This window comes from Xanthomonas sp. 3058, assembly GCF_014199765.1.
Lineage (GTDB): Bacteria > Pseudomonadota > Gammaproteobacteria > Xanthomonadales > Xanthomonadaceae > Xanthomonas > Xanthomonas campestris_B.
Map to the genome: position 1 here is coordinate 44,245 of NZ_JACHOF010000025.1, position 17,259 is coordinate 61,503.

13 protein-coding genes and 1 riboswitch are annotated in these 17,259 nt (G+C 64.8%); of the genes, 11 read left to right on the forward strand and 2 right to left on the reverse strand.

Annotation, left to right across the window (positions count from 1 at the left end; translation table 11 throughout):
- Positions 1–105 precede the first annotated feature (105 nt).
- The 3 genes from GGR61_RS19270 to GGR61_RS19280 all read left to right on the forward strand — a co-directional run bounded on the left by GGR61_RS19270 (position 106) and on the right by GGR61_RS19280 (position 3,904).
- Positions 106–1,707: a hypothetical protein gene (locus GGR61_RS19270; RefSeq protein ID WP_184623395.1), complete on the forward strand. Its 1,602-nt coding sequence runs from the start codon at positions 106–108 to the stop codon at positions 1,705–1,707.
- On the forward strand, positions 1,704–2,900 hold the full coding sequence (locus tag GGR61_RS19275; RefSeq protein WP_184623397.1) for a lysozyme inhibitor LprI family protein: 1,197 nt from the start codon (positions 1,704–1,706) through the stop codon (positions 2,898–2,900). The genes GGR61_RS19270 and GGR61_RS19275 overlap by 4 nt, the downstream gene beginning before the upstream one ends.
- Before the next feature lie 188 nt (positions 2,901–3,088).
- A complete protein-coding gene (locus GGR61_RS19280; protein WP_184623399.1) occupies positions 3,089–3,904 on the forward strand; it encodes a DUF3014 domain-containing protein in 816 nt (271 codons plus the stop codon).
- Positions 3,905–4,036: 132 nt separating this feature from the next.
- On the opposite strand, the gene GGR61_RS19285 is transcribed toward GGR61_RS19280, so the two are convergent.
- A complete protein-coding gene (locus GGR61_RS19285) occupies positions 4,037–4,744 on the reverse strand; it encodes a glutathione S-transferase (RefSeq protein ID WP_184623401.1) in 708 nt (235 codons plus the stop codon).
- 288 nt (positions 4,745–5,032) lie between these two features.
- Positions 5,033–5,332, reverse strand: coding sequence for a GIY-YIG nuclease family protein (locus tag GGR61_RS19290; RefSeq protein WP_184407448.1), 300 nt, complete (start codon positions 5,330–5,332; stop codon positions 5,033–5,035).
- A gap of 322 nt (positions 5,333–5,654) precedes the next feature.
- On the opposite strand from GGR61_RS19290, the gene mgrA reads away from it, so the two are divergent.
- The 8 genes from mgrA to GGR61_RS19330 all read left to right on the forward strand — a co-directional run.
- Complete coding sequence (gene mgrA / locus GGR61_RS19295; protein WP_184623403.1) at positions 5,655–6,689, forward strand: L-glyceraldehyde 3-phosphate reductase; 1,035 nt, start codon at positions 5,655–5,657, stop codon at positions 6,687–6,689.
- Between the two features lie 407 nt (positions 6,690–7,096).
- A complete protein-coding gene (gene clpB / locus GGR61_RS19300) occupies positions 7,097–9,682 on the forward strand; it encodes an ATP-dependent chaperone ClpB (protein ID WP_184623405.1) in 2,586 nt (861 codons plus the stop codon).
- Between the two features lie 353 nt (positions 9,683–10,035).
- A riboswitch (cobalamin riboswitch) is annotated at positions 10,036–10,259 on the forward strand.
- Between the two features lie 115 nt (positions 10,260–10,374).
- A complete protein-coding gene (gene btuB / locus GGR61_RS19305; protein ID WP_184623407.1) occupies positions 10,375–12,252 on the forward strand; it encodes a TonB-dependent vitamin B12 receptor in 1,878 nt (625 codons plus the stop codon).
- A gap of 454 nt (positions 12,253–12,706) precedes the next feature.
- Positions 12,707–12,841 carry a bifunctional adenosylcobinamide kinase/adenosylcobinamide-phosphate guanylyltransferase gene (locus GGR61_RS19310; RefSeq protein WP_184407444.1) on the forward strand — a complete coding sequence of 45 codons (135 nt, stop codon included), beginning with the start codon at positions 12,707–12,709 and terminating at the stop codon, positions 12,839–12,841.
- The gene (cobT, locus tag GGR61_RS19315; protein ID WP_184407443.1) at positions 12,838–13,884 is read left to right on the forward strand and encodes a nicotinate-nucleotide--dimethylbenzimidazole phosphoribosyltransferase; all 1,047 of its coding nucleotides are present in this window, start codon (positions 12,838–12,840) and stop codon (positions 13,882–13,884) included. Before GGR61_RS19310 ends, cobT begins: the two co-directional genes overlap by 4 nt.
- A gap of 201 nt (positions 13,885–14,085) precedes the next feature.
- Positions 14,086–14,994 (forward strand): GyrI-like domain-containing protein, encoded by a 909-nt coding sequence (locus GGR61_RS19320; RefSeq protein WP_184623409.1) that lies wholly within the window; start codon positions 14,086–14,088, stop codon positions 14,992–14,994.
- 595 nt (positions 14,995–15,589) lie between these two features.
- Positions 15,590–16,165 carry a hypothetical protein gene (locus tag GGR61_RS19325; protein ID WP_184623411.1) on the forward strand — a complete coding sequence of 192 codons (576 nt, stop codon included), beginning with the start codon at positions 15,590–15,592 and terminating at the stop codon, positions 16,163–16,165.
- 25 nt (positions 16,166–16,190) lie between these two features.
- Positions 16,191–17,259 (forward strand): DUF2235 domain-containing protein (locus GGR61_RS19330; protein WP_184623413.1); only part of this gene is annotated, 1,069 nt, incomplete at its 3' end.

The following is a 17,259-nucleotide window of genomic DNA, read 5'->3' on the forward strand; positions in this document are numbered from 1 at the left end:
GAACGGATCGGCGCGGTCGCAACGGCACGCTCTGATCCATTGCGCGGCTGTCGCGCATGCGGGGCAGCGGCTACCATCGGTCGATCCCCACGCTTCCTGGCTCCCATGTCGGCCCCTTCTTCGCGTACTGCGGCTGCGCCGCGCTGGTTCGTCGCCGGCGACCTCAATGGCTTTTTCGGCCTGGTCGTCGACAATCTCTCCATCCTCGGTTTCATCGCGATGGCGCTCATCGGGATGTTTCAGTTCCCGGCCGAGGTGGTGTTCGGGCGCATGTTTCCCGGCACCGCGTTCGGCGTACTGGTGGGCAACCTGCTCTACACCTTGATGGCGCGGCGGCTGGCCGCTCGCAGCGGGCGCGACGACGTCACCGCGATGCCGCTGGGCCTGGATGCGCCCACCAGCATCGGCATGGCGCTGTTGGTGTTGGGCCCGTCATTCGTCGGCTTCAAGGCGCAGGGGCTGGACCCGCAGGCGGCGGCCATCGCCACCTGGAAACTCGGCATGGCGTCGCTGGTGGTGATGGGCCTGCTCAAGCTGGTGCTGTCGTTCGTCGGCGAAGCGGTCACCCGCGCGCTGCCACGTGCGGCCCTGCTCGGCTCCATTGCCGGCATCGCGCTGGTGCTGATGGGCCTGCTGCCGCTGCTGGAGACGCTGCGTTCGCCGGTGGCCGGCTTCGTCACCCTGGGCTTGCTGCTGTACGTGCTGTTGGCCAAGGGGCGGTTACCGACCAAGCTGCCCGGCGTGCTGGTGGCGTTCGTGATCGGCACTGCGCTGTATTACGGGCTGGGCCTGGCGGGTTTGGGTGCGCCCGGCTTTGCCGTGCCGGACTGGGCGCCGCCGACGATCGTGTTGCCGTTGCCGAATCTGGGCTTTATCGACGGCCTGCCCGCCACGGTGGCGTATCTGCCGTTGCTGCTGCCGTTCGGCCTGTTGATGGTGGTGGGCGGCATCAATGTCAGCGAGAGCGCGCGTGCCGCTGGCGACGACTACCGCACCCGCGACATTCTGCTGGTGGAAGCCTTGGCCACCTTGGTGGCAGGCGTGTGTGGCGGGGTGGCGCAGACCACGCCCTACATCGGTCAGCCCGCGTACAAGCACATGGGCGCACGTACCGGCTATACGTTGCTGACCGGTTTGTTCGTCGGCATCGGCGGCATGTTGGGCGTGATCTCTGGCCTGGTGCAGTGGCTGCCGCTGGCGGTGCTGGCGCCGATCATCGTGTATGTGTCGATCGACATCACCACGCAGGCGTTTCAGGCCACCCCCAGGCATCACGCCGGTGCGATGGTGTTGGGGTTCCTGCCGTCGGTGGCGTACCTGCTGACCATCAAGGCGCCTGGCTGGATCGCGCCGGATCAACTGATTGCGCTGACCACCAAACTCGATGGGCACGGCTTGCCGGAGCTGGCGGTGATCTTCGCGCTGGGCAATGGCTTCATCATCACCGCGATGCTGTGGATCGCCACGGTGGCGGCGATGATCGATGGTCGCCTGCGCCGTGGAGCGGTGTTCCTGCTGGTCGCAGCAGGGCTGACGCTGTTCGGCTTGATCCATTCGGTGGACCCGCGCGGCGGCATCTATCTGCCGTGGTCGCTGCAAGGATTGGCGCGGGTAATCAGCTGGCAGTTCGTTGGTGCCTACGTCGCGCTGGCGGTGACCTTGCTGCTGCTGTCGTTGCTGCCTGCACGCAAGGAGGCGTTGCAATGAACTATCGCTTGGGTGCACTGCGGGTGGTTGTCGGTGGCGCGCTGTTGCTTGGCGCCAGCGGTGCCTGGGCGGCCTCGTTCGATTGCAAGCAGGCAAGCAACGCCGTTGAAAAACGGCTGTGTGCGCTCGCGCCGCTCAGCCTTCTGGATGAGCAGCTGGATGCGTCCTATCGCGCGCTGTTGGAAACCACGCCGCGCGGTTCGGTTGCAGGCGTGCGCGATCAGCAACGGGCCTGGCTGCGGCAGCGCAACGCCTGCGCGCAGGACGCCAAGCTGGACGATTGCCTGCAGCGCACATTGAAGGCCAGAGCCGATGTGCTGACCAAGGCGCTCACTGCGCAGCAACACGCACTGGACCGCATCATCGCCGGCATTCCCACGGCGCCGGCCGCAGCCGCTGCACAGCTGCGCCAATACGACGGCGGCCTTGCCTCTGCGTGGCTGGTCTATCTGCATCGCTTCGTGCCAGCGGCCGGCGTCGGCGCATCCGACGCGCGCGCCCGCTTTGCGGCGGCGAGTGCTGCGTTACGCAAGCAGGATACGGTCGCCGCTCAGCTGCTCGATACGGACGAGCCGGCCGACGCGCAGGCCGCGCAGGCCCGCGATCTGACCCTGTTGCGGTTGTGGATCGAGCGCAGCGATTACGGCGTGACCGATACGTTGCCAAACGGGCGTCCCTACGTGCATTGCTTCGTGTTCGCGCAGCAGGGCGAAGCCGCTTACGAGGCGATGGGGCCGATGTACGGATCCAGTCGCGACATCGGCGCACCCATCTGCCAGCCGCAGCCCGGCCTGTTCGATCAACCGGCATGGAAGCGGCTGTATCAGGCGTTTTCTGCAATGATCGAGCGGGCATCCGCCGAGACCGGAACGATGCGCTACGCCGATTTTGCCGCGTGGCGCGTGCTGTCGCTGCAGGCCACGGTCTCGCCGACGCTGTTTCTGTCCCGCCCGCAAGGTGCCGAGCCGCGGCGCGATCCGGCGGCGGCGATCGCCGGCTTGCAAGACGCAGCGCTGTGGTCACAGGCCGAGCGCACTGCTGCGCTGGCTGCCTTGCAGCCGGCGCGCGCGGCGACGGCGCGCTGGTTGATCGAACACAAGGCGATGCAGGCCGCGCAGGCCGACCGCATCGCGGCAGCCGTCGTCGCCGAGTGGGTCGATGCACGCATCGCCTTCGGCGAAGGGCCCGAATGACGCGCGCTGCAACGCGTTGCAGCGGTAAGCTGGATGCGTGGATGAATTGGGCCGTCTGACACCGACACCGACGACACCAACTTGGCGCGGCAGCGGCGATGCTTGGTGCTGCGTATTGCAGGATCGATGGAACCACCGCGATCTCCCATGGTCACACCATGGATGTTGTCGATGTGAGGAGTTCCACAATGCAATCCAAACCGTCGCGTTGGCCGTGGTTGCTGGCCGTGCCCGTCGTACTCGGTGCCGCCTGGTGGCTATTCAGCGGTACTTCCACTGCGCCGGACGCGTTACCCGCGCCAATCAGTCGTACCGCCAGTGCGGTGGCCGCCGCGGTGACCGCACCCACGCCGGCCAACACCGGTCCACGTCACCCGGTGCAACCGCCGTCCGCCGATGCGGCCGATGCGGCAATTCCTGCCCTGGCGCAAAGCGACGATGCGGCCTGGCAGGCGCTGCTGGCATTGGTGCAGGACGACGGCGCGTTGTCGCTCGTGCTGCGCAAGCATCTGATCGAACGTGTGGTGGTGATGATCGACAATCTCACCCAGCCCAGCATCAGCCGCCGTGTCTCGGTGCTGCAGCCGGTGCCGGGTGAGTTGCAGGTCTCCGATGCCGCTGGCGCTGTTGTGATCGATCAGGCCAATGCGGCGCGCTATGCGCCTTACGTGGCGGCGTTTACCGGCGTTGATGCGCAGGCGCTGGTGCGCAGCTATGTGCGTTTCTACCCGCTGTTTCAGCAGGCATATGCCGATCTCGGCGCGCCGGATCGTTACTTCAACGACCGCGTGATCGATGTGATCGATCATCTGCTGCGCACGCCGGATCCGGCCCAGCCGATCGTGGTGCTGCGCGACGAGCGCGGCCGCTACCGCTTCGTCGATCCCGCACTGGAGTCGCTGTCGGTCGGACAGAAGGCGTTGCTGCGACTCGGCTCGACGCAAGAGGCCGCGGTGAAAGCGCAGCTGCGGACAATTCGTGCGGCGCTGCTGCAGGGGCGTTGACGCCACCGTCGCTGGGCGCGACACCAGGCCGCATCGCATGCCGGCCTGCAACGGCTTGCAAACGCGGCTGGTGCGGTGGAGTGCGTGCTCGGCGGCATCTGCGCTGCGACGCCTGGCATGTCGCCTCAATGCCTAGGCCGCATCCAGCTCCGGGTAGTGACGGAAGATGCCGTTGGTGTTGAACGCCACACGGCGCTCGGAGGCCAGATAGGCCGCAATACGCGGCCGTTCGGCCACGCGCTGCTGCAGTGCTTTCAAGCCGGGCAGATCGGTCGACAGGGTTGCCATGCGCTTGGGGAACATGTACTCCAGGCCGCTGATCAGCTGGAACAACGACAGATCGACATACGAATGCGTGCCCAGCACGTGGACGCCACCAGCCCGGTGCAGCACCTGTTCGAAATGGCCGAGGAACTTGGGTAAGCGATTCGCGCGCAGGTCCTGCGCCCGCTTGGCTGCTTCGGCCTTCTGGTCCTGGTAATACAGCCCCGACGCGATTGGATGATGGGTATCGTGCACCTCGGCCACCAGATCGGCGATGGTCAGCTGCAGCTGCAGCGCTTGAATGCGCTGCGCTTCCGGCGCTGGCACCAATTGCATCTGCGGTGCGATGACATGCAGGATTGCGGCGACCTGTGCGACCAGCATGCCGTCGGCTTCGAGGAAGGGCGGTGCGAACGGTTGGGTACCGGCCTGATCGCCTTCCAGAAAACCATTCATCACCGCATCGCCTTGGACACGTGCCACATCGGTGTAGTTGGCGCCGGCGTCTTCCAGTGCCAGGCGCACGAATTCGCCGCGGCCTTGCAGGCCGGTCCAGTAATACAGGTTGTAATGCATGCGTTGCTCCATCATCCACAGCACTGCAGGTTAGAAGCTGCGATGTAGGGTGAGGTGAGTGCGAGGCGAACTACGAGGTGTGGAAGCAGGCGCGCACTGCAGCATTAGCGTGCCGTGGGGCGCTTGCCGACGGTGGGCGTCAACGGTCTGCAGCCTGCGCCATGCCACGCCGTTTGCCTCGGCACCAAGCCTGCGCGGCGCAGCCACCGCTTCGCACCCGAGGGTGGTCGTGCATCGCATCTCCAAGCGGCATGCACGGCCTACACAACGTGACCTGGAAACCCTCCGCTAGCCAGGGATGACCGAAGCGTCGGCGGGCGAAGACTGCGGCGGTTGTGCCTGCAGCCAGGCCAGCTTGCGCGCGCGCGGTTGCTGCTTGAGCTGCCATTCCGCGCGCGAGGCGCTGGCACGGTCCGGGTACGCATGGCTGGCGATCACCTGCAGCGGCGGATTCGCCCGCGTGTAACGCGCGCCGGTACCACGCAGGTGCGCCTGAAAGCGGCGTTCCAGATCGTTGGTGATGCCGGCGTAGTAGCTGCCGTTGCTGCACAGCAATAGATAAAGATGCCAGGGCTTGGGCGCTTCCATCCGCGCATTATCGCGGTTGACAGGATCTTTTGTGCGCCGCGTCGTCGAAGCACCCGCGCTACGGGGACGGGCTTGTTCGTCGGCGCGTGCAGGAGCGGCGCTCACCGTTGCAGGCAAGGTCGTTGAGGGTTCAAGCGCGGCTTCCACTGCTGCTGCTTCCCGCTTTTTTTACGTCGGTTTGGCGATGATGCAGCGCGCATCACACCGAAACCGCAGCGGGGTGGACGGCCTGTGTGAACAGGTCCGATACCCGGTGCACCAGTATTCGGGCTTGCACGTTCCCCACGACGCTTCTGCGCACGCTGAACAACCGGACACTTCGATGACCTATCTCGCACACCCCGATCGCTACGACCGTATCGCCTACCGCCGTGTCGGTCGCAGCGGACTTGTGTTGCCTGCCTTGTCGCTGGGCCTGTGGCACAACTTCGGCGACAGCACATCGATCGACACGCAGCGCGCGTTGTTGCGCACCGCCTTCGATCTGGGCATCACCCATTTCGATCTGGCCAACAACTACGGCCCCCCGTACGGCAGTGCGGAGATCAACTTCGGCCGCTTGTTGCGGGAAGATTTCAAACCGTATCGCGATGAGCTGATCATCTCCACCAAGGCCGGCTGGGACATGTGGCCTGGCCCGTACGGGCAGGGCGGCAGCTCGCGCAAATATCTGCTGTCCAGTCTTGACCAGAGCCTGCAGCGGATGGGCGTGGACTACGTGGATATCTTCTACTCGCATCGCTTCGATGTGGACACGCCGCTGGAAGAGACCGCCGGTGCGCTGGCCAGCGCGGTGCAGCAAGGCAAGGCGCTGTATGTGGGAGTGTCGTCGTATTCGGCGGCGCGCACACGCCAGATCGCCGCGCTGCTGCGCGAGTGGAAGGTGCCGCTACTGATCCACCAGCCGTCCTACAACCTGTTCAATCGCTGGGCCGAGCACGACTTGTTCGATGCCACTGACGAGGTCGGTGCCGGAGTGATCGCGTTTACGCCGCTGGCGCAGGGCGTGCTCACCGGCAAATACCTCGACGGGGTGCCGAGCGATGCGCGCGTGAATCGGCCTGGTGGCCATTCGCTGCGGCCGGAACATCTGTCCGACGACAATCTGCAGCGTGCGCGTGGACTGGATGCGATTGCGCGGCGGCGTGGGCAGAGCCTGGCGCAGCTGGCGTTGGCATGGGTGCTGCGCGACCTGCGGGTGAGCTCGGCCTTGCTGGGCGCCAGCCGCCCCGAGCAACTGATCGAGAACGTCGCGGCCTTGCAGGCACCGGCCTTCAGTACCCAGGAACTGGCCGAGATCGATCGCTACGCGGTCGAGGGCGGCATCAATCTCTGGGAAAAGCCGGCCACCGATTGAGCCGGAGCAAGCGATCGCCGTGCGCTGCAGGGTGGGTGTTGCGTTGCTGAAGGCAGGAAAGCACGCACTGTGGCGATCGGCTGGCGATGCAGGAAGGCTGGTCAGCGCCAGCGCCTGGCCTGGCATGGCGTTGCTGCATCGGCTGCGGCTTCTGTGGAGTGAATGACGGCCGGGCGTCCGCTTGCGTTGACGCGCCAGTGGGCCGCCAAGGCATCGTTGCGGTGGAGCGGTCGGCCTGCCGGATCGATCGATTCGACCCGCCGAAGGTCGCGGCCAGCGACCAGTTCGGACCGGCCCGCCTGCGCGCGACCGCACGGTCGGTGCCCGCCAAACCTTGAAACGCCGCACAGCAGCCGCATCTGCACGGTATCGCCGGCGTTGCCGGCCACCCGTTCAGAGGATTCCCCATGCGGATGGACAAGCTCACCTCGCGGTTCCAGCAGGCACTGGCCGACGCACAGTCGCTGGCCGTGGGCCGCGACCACAACATCATCGAACCGGTGCACGTGCTGGCCGCACTGCTCGACCAGAGCGGCGGCAGCACGCGCCCGCTGCTGTCGCAGGCCGGCGTCAACGTGCCCTTGTTGCGCGAGCGGCTGGGCGAGGCGCTGGACACGCTGCCCAGGGTCTCCGGGCAGGAAGGCAATCTGTCGATCGGCAACGATCTCAACCGCCTGCTCAACCAGACCGACAAACTCGCCCAGCAACATGGCGACGCCTTTATCGCCAGCGAGTGGTTCGTGCTGGCCGCTGCCGACGATGCCAGCCCGCTGGGCGTGGCCTTGCGCGCGGCCGGCGGCGACAAGAAGAAGATCGAAGCGGCCATCGACAAGCTGCGCGGCGGCGAAACCGTGCAATCGGAAAACGCCGAGGAACAACGCCAGGCACTGGAAAAATACACCATCGACCTGACCGCGCGTGCGGAGAGCGGCAAGCTCGATCCGGTGATCGGCCGCGACGAAGAAATCCGCCGCACCATTCAAGTGTTGCAGCGGCGCACCAAGAACAACCCGGTGCTGATCGGCGAACCCGGCGTGGGCAAGACCGCGATTGTCGAGGGCCTGGCGCAACGCATCATCAACGGCGAAGTGCCCGAAGGCCTGCGCGGCAAGCGCGTGCTGTCGCTGGACATGGGCGCGCTGATTGCCGGCGCCAAGTTCCGCGGCGAGTTCGAAGAGCGCCTGAAGGCGGTGCTCAGCGACCTGTCCAAGAACGAAGGCCAGATCATCCTGTTCATCGACGAACTGCACACCATGGTCGGCGCGGGCAAGGCCGATGGCGCGATGGACGCCGGCAACATGCTCAAGCCGGCGCTGGCGCGCGGCGAGCTGCATTGCATCGGCGCCACCACGCTGGACGAATACCGCAAGTACATCGAAAAAGACGCGGCGCTGGAGCGGCGTTTCCAGAAGGTGCTCGTGGGCGAACCGACGGTGGAAGACACCATCGCGATCCTGCGTGGCTTGAAGGAACGCTACGCGGTGCATCACGGCGTGGAGATCACCGACCCGGCGATCGTGGCGGCGGCCACGTTGTCCAACCGCTACATCACCGACCGCCAGTTGCCGGACAAGGCCATCGATTTGATGGACGAGGCGGCATCGCGCATCCGCATGGAGATCGACTCCAAGCCGGAGGAACTTGATCGCCTGGAGCGCCGCCTGATCCAGCTGAAGATCCAGCGCGAGATGCTGAAGAAGGAAAAGGATGACGCGTCCAGGCAACGCCTGTCCGACCTGGAAAGCGACATCGACAAGCTCGAACGCGAGTTCTACGACCTCAATGAGTTGTGGAAGTCGGAAAAGGCGGCGCTGCAGGGCACCACCAAGGTCAAGGAACAGATCGAGCACGCCAAGCTGGAACTGGAAGCCGCGCAGCGTCGCCAGGACTACGCCAAGATGAGCGAGATCCAGTACGGCGTATTGCCGCAGCTGGAGAAGCAGATGGCGCTGGCCAACGAGGTCGAACATCACGACTTCAAGTTGGTGCAGGACCGCGTGACCGCCGAGGAAATCGCCGAAGTGGTGTCGCGCTGGACCGGTATTCCGGTCAACAAGATGCTCGAAGGCGAGCGTGACAAATTGCTGCGCATGGAAGATGAGCTGCATCACCGCGTGGTCGGCCAGAACGAGGCGATCAAGGTGGTGTCCGATGCGGTACGTCGCTCACGCGCCGGCCTGTCCGACCCCAATCGCCCGAGCGGTTCGTTCCTGTTCCTGGGGCCGACCGGCGTGGGCAAGACCGAGTTGTGCAAGGCGCTGGCGGATTTCCTGTTCGACAGCACCGAAGCGATGATCCGCATCGACATGAGCGAGTTCATGGAGAAGCATTCGGTGTCGCGCCTGATCGGTGCGCCTCCGGGCTACGTGGGCTACGAGGAAGGCGGCTATCTCACCGAGGCGGTGCGCCGGCGGCCGTATTCGCTGATCCTGCTGGACGAAGTGGAAAAGGCGCACGCCGATGTCTTCAACATCCTGCTGCAGGTGCTCGACGATGGCCGTCTGACCGATGGCCAGGGCCGCACCGTGGACTTCCGCAACACGGTGATCGTGATGACCTCCAACCTGGGCTCGCATCAGATCCAGGAGCTCTCCGGCGATGGCAGTGCCGAGGCCTATACGCAGATGAAGGCGGCGGTGATGGGCGTGGTGCAGGCACATTTCCGCCCGGAGTTCATCAACCGGCTCGACGACATCGTGGTGTTCCATCCGCTGGACAAGGCGCAGATCAAATCGATCGCGCGCATCCAGTTGCATGGGCTGGAAAAGCGCCTATCCGAGCGCGGACTCAAGCTGGATCTGGACGATGCCGCGCTGGAATTGCTGGGCAATGTCGGCTTCGATCCGGTCTACGGCGCACGCCCGCTCAAGCGTGCGATCCAGTCGCAGGTGGAGAACCCGCTGGCCCAGCAGATCCTGTCCGGCCAGTACCTCAGTGGCGACACGGTGCGCGTGCGTGCCGAGGGGGGGCATCTGGTGTTTACCAAGGGCTGAGCTGCAAGCGGGCTTGTCGGTTGGGTGTCGGCAGCAGTGCATTGCGGCCCTCATCCGGCGCTGCGCGCCACCTTCTCCCGCACGCGGGAGAAGGCAATCGGCTTTCGCCTCATAGTGACTCTCCTCCTTCTCCCGCATGCGGGAGAAGGCAATCGGCTTTCGCCTCATAGTGACTCTCCTCCTTCTCCCGCATGCGGGAGAAGGTGCCCGAAGGGCGGATGAGGGCGCATTTGCCACCCCTCATCAGGAATTCCGCATCGCACGCCAAGCGCTTCACTGTCGCCACCTCTACGTCGCCAGACGTTCGATCTCGCCGACTGTCAGACACCTGCGAGGCACCGCGCCAATCCTGCTACCATGCGCGCCCCTGAGGTGACTGCCGGTTTGTCGGTGGTTTAAACGGGAATCCGGTGCGCGCATCGCCTTGGCGAGAGGCAATTCCGGAGCTGCCCCCGCAACGGTGGGCGAGGTCAGATGCCGCAATATGCCACTGTGCGCTTGCATGGGAAGGCGCGGTATCGGAGGCGCCAGCTTCCACTCGCGAGCCCGGAGACCGGCCTGAGGGACTGACCCGGCACGCGGTGGGCGTGGCCTTGATCGTCTGGCGCTGCTGCGTCGGACGCCTGGCCCGTTGCTGCCTGCCGCCCCCATTGCCGCCGCGCGGGTAGGTGCGGTTCCAGGAGCAGCCGTTGATGTCCCTTTCTTCCGTTTTGCCACCGCGCGCCGTATTGGCCGTGGGCCTGTCGCTGTGCGTGGTCAACCTGGCGCAGGCCGAGGCTGCCGTCGATCTCGACCAGGTCGTGGTCACCGCCTCGCGCACCGCGCAGACCCAGGACCAGACATTGGCGCCGGTCACGGTGATCGACCGCGCGCAGATCGAGCGTCGCCAGGTCAATTCGCTGCAGGACCTGCTGCGTGGCGAAGCCGGGGTGTCGCTGGCCAACAACGGTGGCCCGGGCAAGCCGACCTCGCTGTTCCTGCGCGGTACCGAGTCAGACCAGGTGGTGGTGTTGATCGACGGTGTGCGCATCGGCTCGGCCACCTCGGGCGGCGCTGCGCTGCAGGATCTGCCGATCGAGCAGATCGAACGCATCGAAATCGTGCGCGGCCCGTTTTCCAGCCTCTACGGTTCCGAGGCGATGGGCGGTGTGATCCAGATATTCACCCGTCGGCCGCAAGGCAGCTTCGTGCCGACCTTCAGCGCGGTAGCCGGCAGCGACAACGCGCGCCGCTACAGCGCAGGCGTGGCCGGGCGCAGCCAGGGCGATCTGAGCGAGAGTGGCGGCTGGTATTCGGCCAACGCGGTGCACGATGAAACCGATGGCATCAATGCCTATCTGGACACCAGTTCCAGCGACTACGATCCGGATCGCGACGGCTACCGCAACGATTCGTTGAGTGTGCAGGGTGGCTGGCGCTTCAATCGTCAGTGGGATGCCGACGTGCACGCACTGCGCGCGCAGAGCCGCAACGAATACGACGGCTCGGCCTTCGGCGGCAACCTGTCCAAGGGCGTGCAACAGGCGGCCGGCGGGCGTGTGCGTTATGCCCCCACCGATGCGGTCAAGCTCACTGCCAGCGTCGGCAGCAGTTCCGATTTCAGCGATGCGTATTACGACGGTACGTACGTGTCCACCTACGACACCCGTCGCAAGCAGGGCTCCTTGCAGGCCGACATCGATGCACGCGCCGGCCTGCTCAGCGTGGGCTTCGACTGGCAGCGCGACGCCATCGCCAGCAGCGACAGCTACGATGCCGACAGCCGCATCGACCGCGCCGCGTTCGCGCAGTGGCAGCAGAGTTTCGGGGCCCAATCGTTGCAGGCCAGCCTGCGTCGCAACGACAACAGCCAGTTCGGCGGCAAGACCACCGGCAGCCTGCTGTGGGGCTGGGATGTCGCCGAACATCTGCGCCTGACCGCCAGCTACGGCACTGCGTTCAAGGCGCCGACCTTCAACGAGTTGTATTACCCCGATTTCGGCAACCCGTTGCTGGGGCCGGAAACCTCCAAGAGCGCCGAGCTCGGCCTGCGCGGTAGCTACGGCTGGGGCACCTGGACGCTGAGCGCGTTCCAGACCCGCATCGACGATCTGATCGCCTACGACGCGTCGTTGGTGGATGCGGCGCATCCGTTCGGGCAGCCGAACAATATCGATCAGGCGCGCATCCGCGGCGTGGAAGCCGGTTACGACACCGAACTGGCCGGCTGGACCGTGCATAGTGCGTTGACCTGGCTGCAGCCGCAGGCCGATGGCGACATCAACCACGGTAACTGGTTGCCGCGGCGTGCGCGGCAGAGCGGACGCATCGATGCGGACCGCAGCTTCGGTGCATTCGGCGTGGGCGCCAGTCTGTTCGGCTCCGGCAAGCGTTACGACGACCTGGCCAACACCGATCGCCTGGCCGGCTATGGCTTGCTCGATCTGCGCGTGAGTTACGCGGTGAACGCGGAGTGGAAGGTGTCGTTTACCGCCAACAACGTGTTCGATCGCCAGTACGAAACCGCTCGCTGGTACGCACAGCCGGGGCGCAACTATCTGCTGACCTTCCGCTACCAAGCGGCGCAGTAACAACAACGCACCGATTGCGCACGCTGGCAGGCGGGCGCAGTCGGTGCCTGGGCGTCGGGTGACGGTAGCTCATCGTGGTTGTCGAGCACGCCGACCACGCGGCTGCCGATTGCTGCCGACTTGGTATTCGGCTGAAAGAAATGCCGATGCCGCCCCGTCTGTGCGTGAGGTGATGCATGCCGCCACCGCGCAGGCCTTCGCTTAACGCTCCGCCGCAGTCAACGCGTGCCGTGGTGGCGCCGGTTTCAGAAACCCGCGTGCTGGCCGTTATCTGGCAGACGCTTGCTGCGTCAGACCGTTGCGAATCAGTGGGTTGCCGATGCGGCGGCTGCGCCATCCGTTCGGCTGTCCCGACAGCAGCGACTTCGTGCGCGACGCTGATGCGCTGCGTGCTGTTTAGCCGTGGCTTTCCGGGCAGGTCGTGCGGGTCCGCATGCGGTGGCGGAATGGAAACATGACGCTGGGCGAACTGGCGCGCCGTCTGGCCGATGAGGCCGGCCGGCTGCGCCAGACATTGGCGCTACAGTGCGGGCGTGTGGTGTTCGTCGTGTCGGGATCGCCGACCGTGTTGCAAGGAGACCCGATGTGAGTAGCGATTGGATTCATGGTGCCTGCGCCATGCCGGACGCACGCGTGCGCGCTGCGGCACTGGCGCGGCAGGAGCAATTGACCAAGCCGCCCGGTGCGCTGGGCCGGCTGGAGCAGCTGGCCGTGCAATTTGCGGCCTGGCAGCGTAACGAACACCCCACCGTGCAGCGCATCTGGATCGCGGTCTATGCCGCCGACCACGGCGTCGCCGCCGAAGGCGTATCGGTGTTTCCACAAGCGGTCACTGGCGAGATGGTGCGCAATTTTGCCCGCGGTGGCGCCGCCATTGCGGTCCTGGCGCGTGAGCTGGGCGCACGCCTGGAAGTGGTGAATCTGGGGGTGGTCAACGACCCGGGCGATTTGCCGCGTGTGCGCCGCGCATGGATTGCGCCCTCCAGCGCCAATATCTGCGAGCAGCCGGCGATGACATCGACGCAGCTGCGCGACGCGCTCGCCGCCGGCGCCGAAAGCATTGCGCAGGCGAAAACGTGCGGTACGCAGCTGTTTGTCGGCGGCGAAATGGGTATCGGCAATACCACCGCCGCCGCTGCACTGGGCTGCGCGTTGCTGTCGCAATTCCCGCAAGCGATGGCCGGCGCAGGCACCGGGCTGGATGCCGAAGGCATCGCGCACAAGGCGATCGTGATCACGCGTGCGTTGGCGTTGCATGCCGATGCCTCCACGCCGCTGGAGCGGTTGCGTCGGCTGGGTGGATTCGAGATTGCCGCGTTGGTCGGCGCCTATATTGCCGCTGCGCAGGCCGGCATTCCGGTGCTGGTGGATGGCTTCATCAGCACCGCTGCGGCGTTGGTTGCCACCCATCTCAATCCCGGCGTGCGCGAATGGCTGGTGTTCGGGCATCGCTCGCACGAGCGCGGGCATGCTGCGTTGTTGCGTGCGCTGGATGCCGAGCCGTTGCTGCAACTGGATATGCGCCTGGGTGAGGCCAGCGGCGCGGCAGTGGCCATTCCGCTGTTGCGCAGCGCCTGCGCCCTGCACAACGGCATGGCCACCTTTGCCGAAGCCGGTGTCTCCGACGCATGAGCACGGCAATCTTGGCGACCGGCGACGCCTGCGGCGGAGTGGTGAGCTGAGGACAGCCACCGTGCCGGCCGGTGCGGCAGCGCCAGCGAGCTGAGCCTGGGCCGCCGGCATGCGGTCGCGCAGGCTGACGCATTGCGCAAGATCGGGACCGCACGCCACGTCGATTTGCGTGATGCTGTGGGCCTCCAAGAGGGATCGCCCATGTCCGCAGCCCCGGTCGTCTTCCATCGGCAACGCAGCGTCGAGCGCGTTGTGGCACATCTGCAAGCCGTCATCCGCGCCGGCGAACCGCTGCCGGATCTGGCAGCGCTGGCGGCAGTGGCGCGGCAATCGCCGCATCATTTCCATCGTGTGTACCGCGCATTGGCAGGCGAAACCCTGGGGCAGACCATCGCGCGGCTGCGTCTGAGTTATGCGCTGCATCTGCTGGGCGAGCAAAAGACCTCGGTGACCGATGTCGCGCTGGCGGTCGGCTACCAGACCCCGCAGGCGCTGGCACGTGCGTTCCGCGCGGTGCTGCAGGCCAGCCCGAGCAGCTTGCGCAACGCGCCTGCCGCACGCGCACAGAAACTGCAGCAACTGGCCATGCCCTCGGTGCCGCCGCAGCTGTCCGGCGCGCCCTTGCAGGTGTTGGTGCAGGTGCTCGATCCGCTGGAAGTGGTGGTGCTGCGCCAGCGCGGTGCGTTCGACGACCTGGACCGTGGCTTCGGCCGCATCGCGGCCTGGGCCGAGCGGGTCGGTGTGATCGCGCAGCTGCAGTCCTTGATCGGCCTGCCGCTCAGCGATCACCGCGATGTGCCGGCGCATCGGCACCTGTTCGAATGCGGCATGGTCTTCGACGCCGCGCTGTCGCCGCCGTCGCCGCTGCACCTGCGCCAGCTCGACGGCGGCGCGCACGCGGTGCTGCGCCATGTGGGCGCGTATGCAGGGCTGGAAGACGCGCTCGACCTGGTGCTCGCACAGTGGCTGCCCGACAGCGGCTACGTGCTGCGCGATGCGCCGCTGCATTATCTCTATCTAGACGATCCCGAAGCGGTGGCCGAAGCCGAACTGCGTGCCGACATCCGTGTGCCGGTTGAGTTGACAGGGCGTGCCCATCCAGCAGGGTGAGTTTCAACCGAACAGCTCCCACGCAGCTGCCGGATATTCGCCGACTGGAGGTGCTTTAGGGAGGCGCGGCGCCGGTGGTGCAAGCGGTCAGTCGCTCGTTGCTTTTCCGCGTTGCATTGGTAGTCGGGGGATATCCCGGGAGTAAATTGATAACTATCCCGATACCGGTGAAGAGAGTGCTGAAAAGTATGCAGAGCAGAGCAGAGCAGAGCAGAGCAGAGCAGAATCGAAGCGAATTATTTATTGTAATTCTCAATGCAGAAAGGGCGACCCCATAAGCTTGACCAGTCAGCAGCCTGCCTCACTGGCGCGCGATGGTTTGGTGATCTTGGTACTGCAAAGACCTGGGCCGATGGCTTGGCAAACTATCCGCCGACTGCGCGCGATCTGGGAGACTACGAACGCAGCCGCCATGCGTTGAACCGCGCCACACCGCCCCCGCACTACCATGAGCGCATTGCAGGTAGTAGGCTGTTCTTCCGTTTCCGCAGGTGGCTTCATGGCTGTGCGACCTTCTAGCATCCCGCCGCACCGTGCAGTGCTCCCTCTGCTGCTGTGCGCCGCCTTCGTCCACCCTCTGACTGGATGTTCACGCATGAATACGCCTACCAACGACCCATCCGGTATTCACCTGATCGGCAATATTCCAGTCGATGCTAATAACACCGTGCATATCGATACCAGCAAGCCGATTCCGTTTAGCAAACATGCATTCGGTGCGGGCTGCTACGATACGTACGGTTGCAAGGTACTTTACAACGGCAGGTACGAGGCTAATTATCCTGAGGATGTCAAACAGATTTCCTCAGCGTCCCTCGGAGATATCTATCCTGACAATATGCACGCTGGTACGATCGGCATACGCAACTTCCCGAACTTCCCGCCCCCTGCGGAAGTGTCCTGGCGATCAAAGGACGGCCAGTCGCACCATGCCCTGGTGGATCTTGAGGCCATCTTCAAGGACAAGGTGGTGCTGCATCATGTACCGCAGGAGCAACTGCCGCCGATCCTGCAGGCCGATATCTCTCCAGAGATCATTCTGGAAGTGAACGACCGCACCATCAATGTTTATATGAAGGCAATGGTGGATACCACGGTATTGCAAAAGCCTGGTAACAAATATAGCAATTTCCGCAGCGATCTGATCCTCGCCTACACCAAGACCTACTGATGGCGTATTCGCCAGGGAGCATGTAATGGCCAACGAACGTAACGACGAGAAGAAATGGGCCGATGGTGTGGAAACCTATCCGGCGACTGCACAGGATTTGGCTTCCTACCAAAAGAGCCGCGATGCTCTGGCGCAGTTCCAGGCACCGCTACTGGTCAGCCAGCAGAATCCGCATACTCGTTTGTTCGTGGCTTGCTTCGATGGCACCGGCAATGACAAGAACAAGGATCCCGAGCACATCACCAACATCGGCGTCATGTACGATCAAATACAGGCGGCCAATTTCGCCGGTTTACGCAATATCAATGGCCACTACGTCCCAGGCGTAGGCACCCAGGACGATGCCTTTACTCGCAACCTCGACGGTGGTCTGGGCTACAGCTACGGGCCACGGATGGAAGAGATGTACTTGAAATTCATCGATCAGGCCAAAAAATGGCGCGAAGAAGACCCGCAGGCCGAAATCAGCATTGTGTCCACGGGCTTCAGTCGTGGCGCGGTTACCGCAGCGATGTTCACCCGCATGGTCCACGAGCGGGGTATCCAGGACCGCAAAGACATGAAGATCGATCAGGGGCCCAACGGCGAAATCCTCAAGCTGACCCCAACGCACCCACCGCTGGTGCCGCCCGGCCGCACCGCGCAGGCGGTGGGCCTGCTCGACCCGGTGGCCACCGGCGACATGAACGTGCGCGACACGCGCCTGCCGCCGTCGGTGGTGTCGGGCCTGCAAATCACCGCCCGCGACGAGCGCCGCGATCTCTTCCCGGCCAAGGACATTATTGATCCGGGCCGCACCCAGGATGGACGCCTGCTCAACCTGGTCAATCCGGGCGCGCATTCGGATATCGGCGGTTCCTACCGGCTCGATGGCCTGTCCGTGCGCAACGGCAACTTGCTCACCGATTACGTCAACACCCTAAGCGACAAGCCCTTCCTGCAAGCGCGCACGGTGTCCACCGCGCCGGAAATGAACGTCATCCACCATTCCGAGCAGCACGGCGACTTGGCTCAGGTCAGTGCCCATCACTTCAGTCTCAAGCGACAGACCTTCAATGCTTATGGCCCAATGAGCCTGGATCGGCATATCCGCG

Coding starts and splice junctions, on each gene's coding strand:
- GGR61_RS19270 (WP_184623395.1), top strand. CDS start 106: ATGTCGGCCCCTTCTTCGCGTACTGCGGCTGCGCCGCGCTGGTTCGTC.
- GGR61_RS19275 (WP_184623397.1), top strand. CDS start 1,704: ATGAACTATCGCTTGGGTGCACTGCGGGTGGTTGTCGGTGGCGCGCTG.
- GGR61_RS19280 (WP_184623399.1), top strand. CDS start 3,089: ATGCAATCCAAACCGTCGCGTTGGCCGTGGTTGCTGGCCGTGCCCGTC.
- GGR61_RS19285 (WP_184623401.1), bottom strand. CDS start 4,744: ATGCATTACAACCTGTATTACTGGACCGGCCTGCAAGGCCGCGGCGAA.
- GGR61_RS19290 (WP_184407448.1), bottom strand. CDS start 5,332: ATGGAAGCGCCCAAGCCCTGGCATCTTTATCTATTGCTGTGCAGCAAC.
- mgrA (WP_184623403.1), top strand. CDS start 5,655: ATGACCTATCTCGCACACCCCGATCGCTACGACCGTATCGCCTACCGC.
- clpB (WP_184623405.1), top strand. CDS start 7,097: ATGCGGATGGACAAGCTCACCTCGCGGTTCCAGCAGGCACTGGCCGAC.
- btuB (WP_184623407.1), top strand. CDS start 10,375: ATGTCCCTTTCTTCCGTTTTGCCACCGCGCGCCGTATTGGCCGTGGGC.
- GGR61_RS19310 (WP_184407444.1), top strand. CDS start 12,707: ATGACGCTGGGCGAACTGGCGCGCCGTCTGGCCGATGAGGCCGGCCGG.
- GGR61_RS19320 (WP_184623409.1), top strand. CDS start 14,086: ATGTCCGCAGCCCCGGTCGTCTTCCATCGGCAACGCAGCGTCGAGCGC.
- GGR61_RS19325 (WP_184623411.1), top strand. CDS start 15,590: ATGAATACGCCTACCAACGACCCATCCGGTATTCACCTGATCGGCAAT.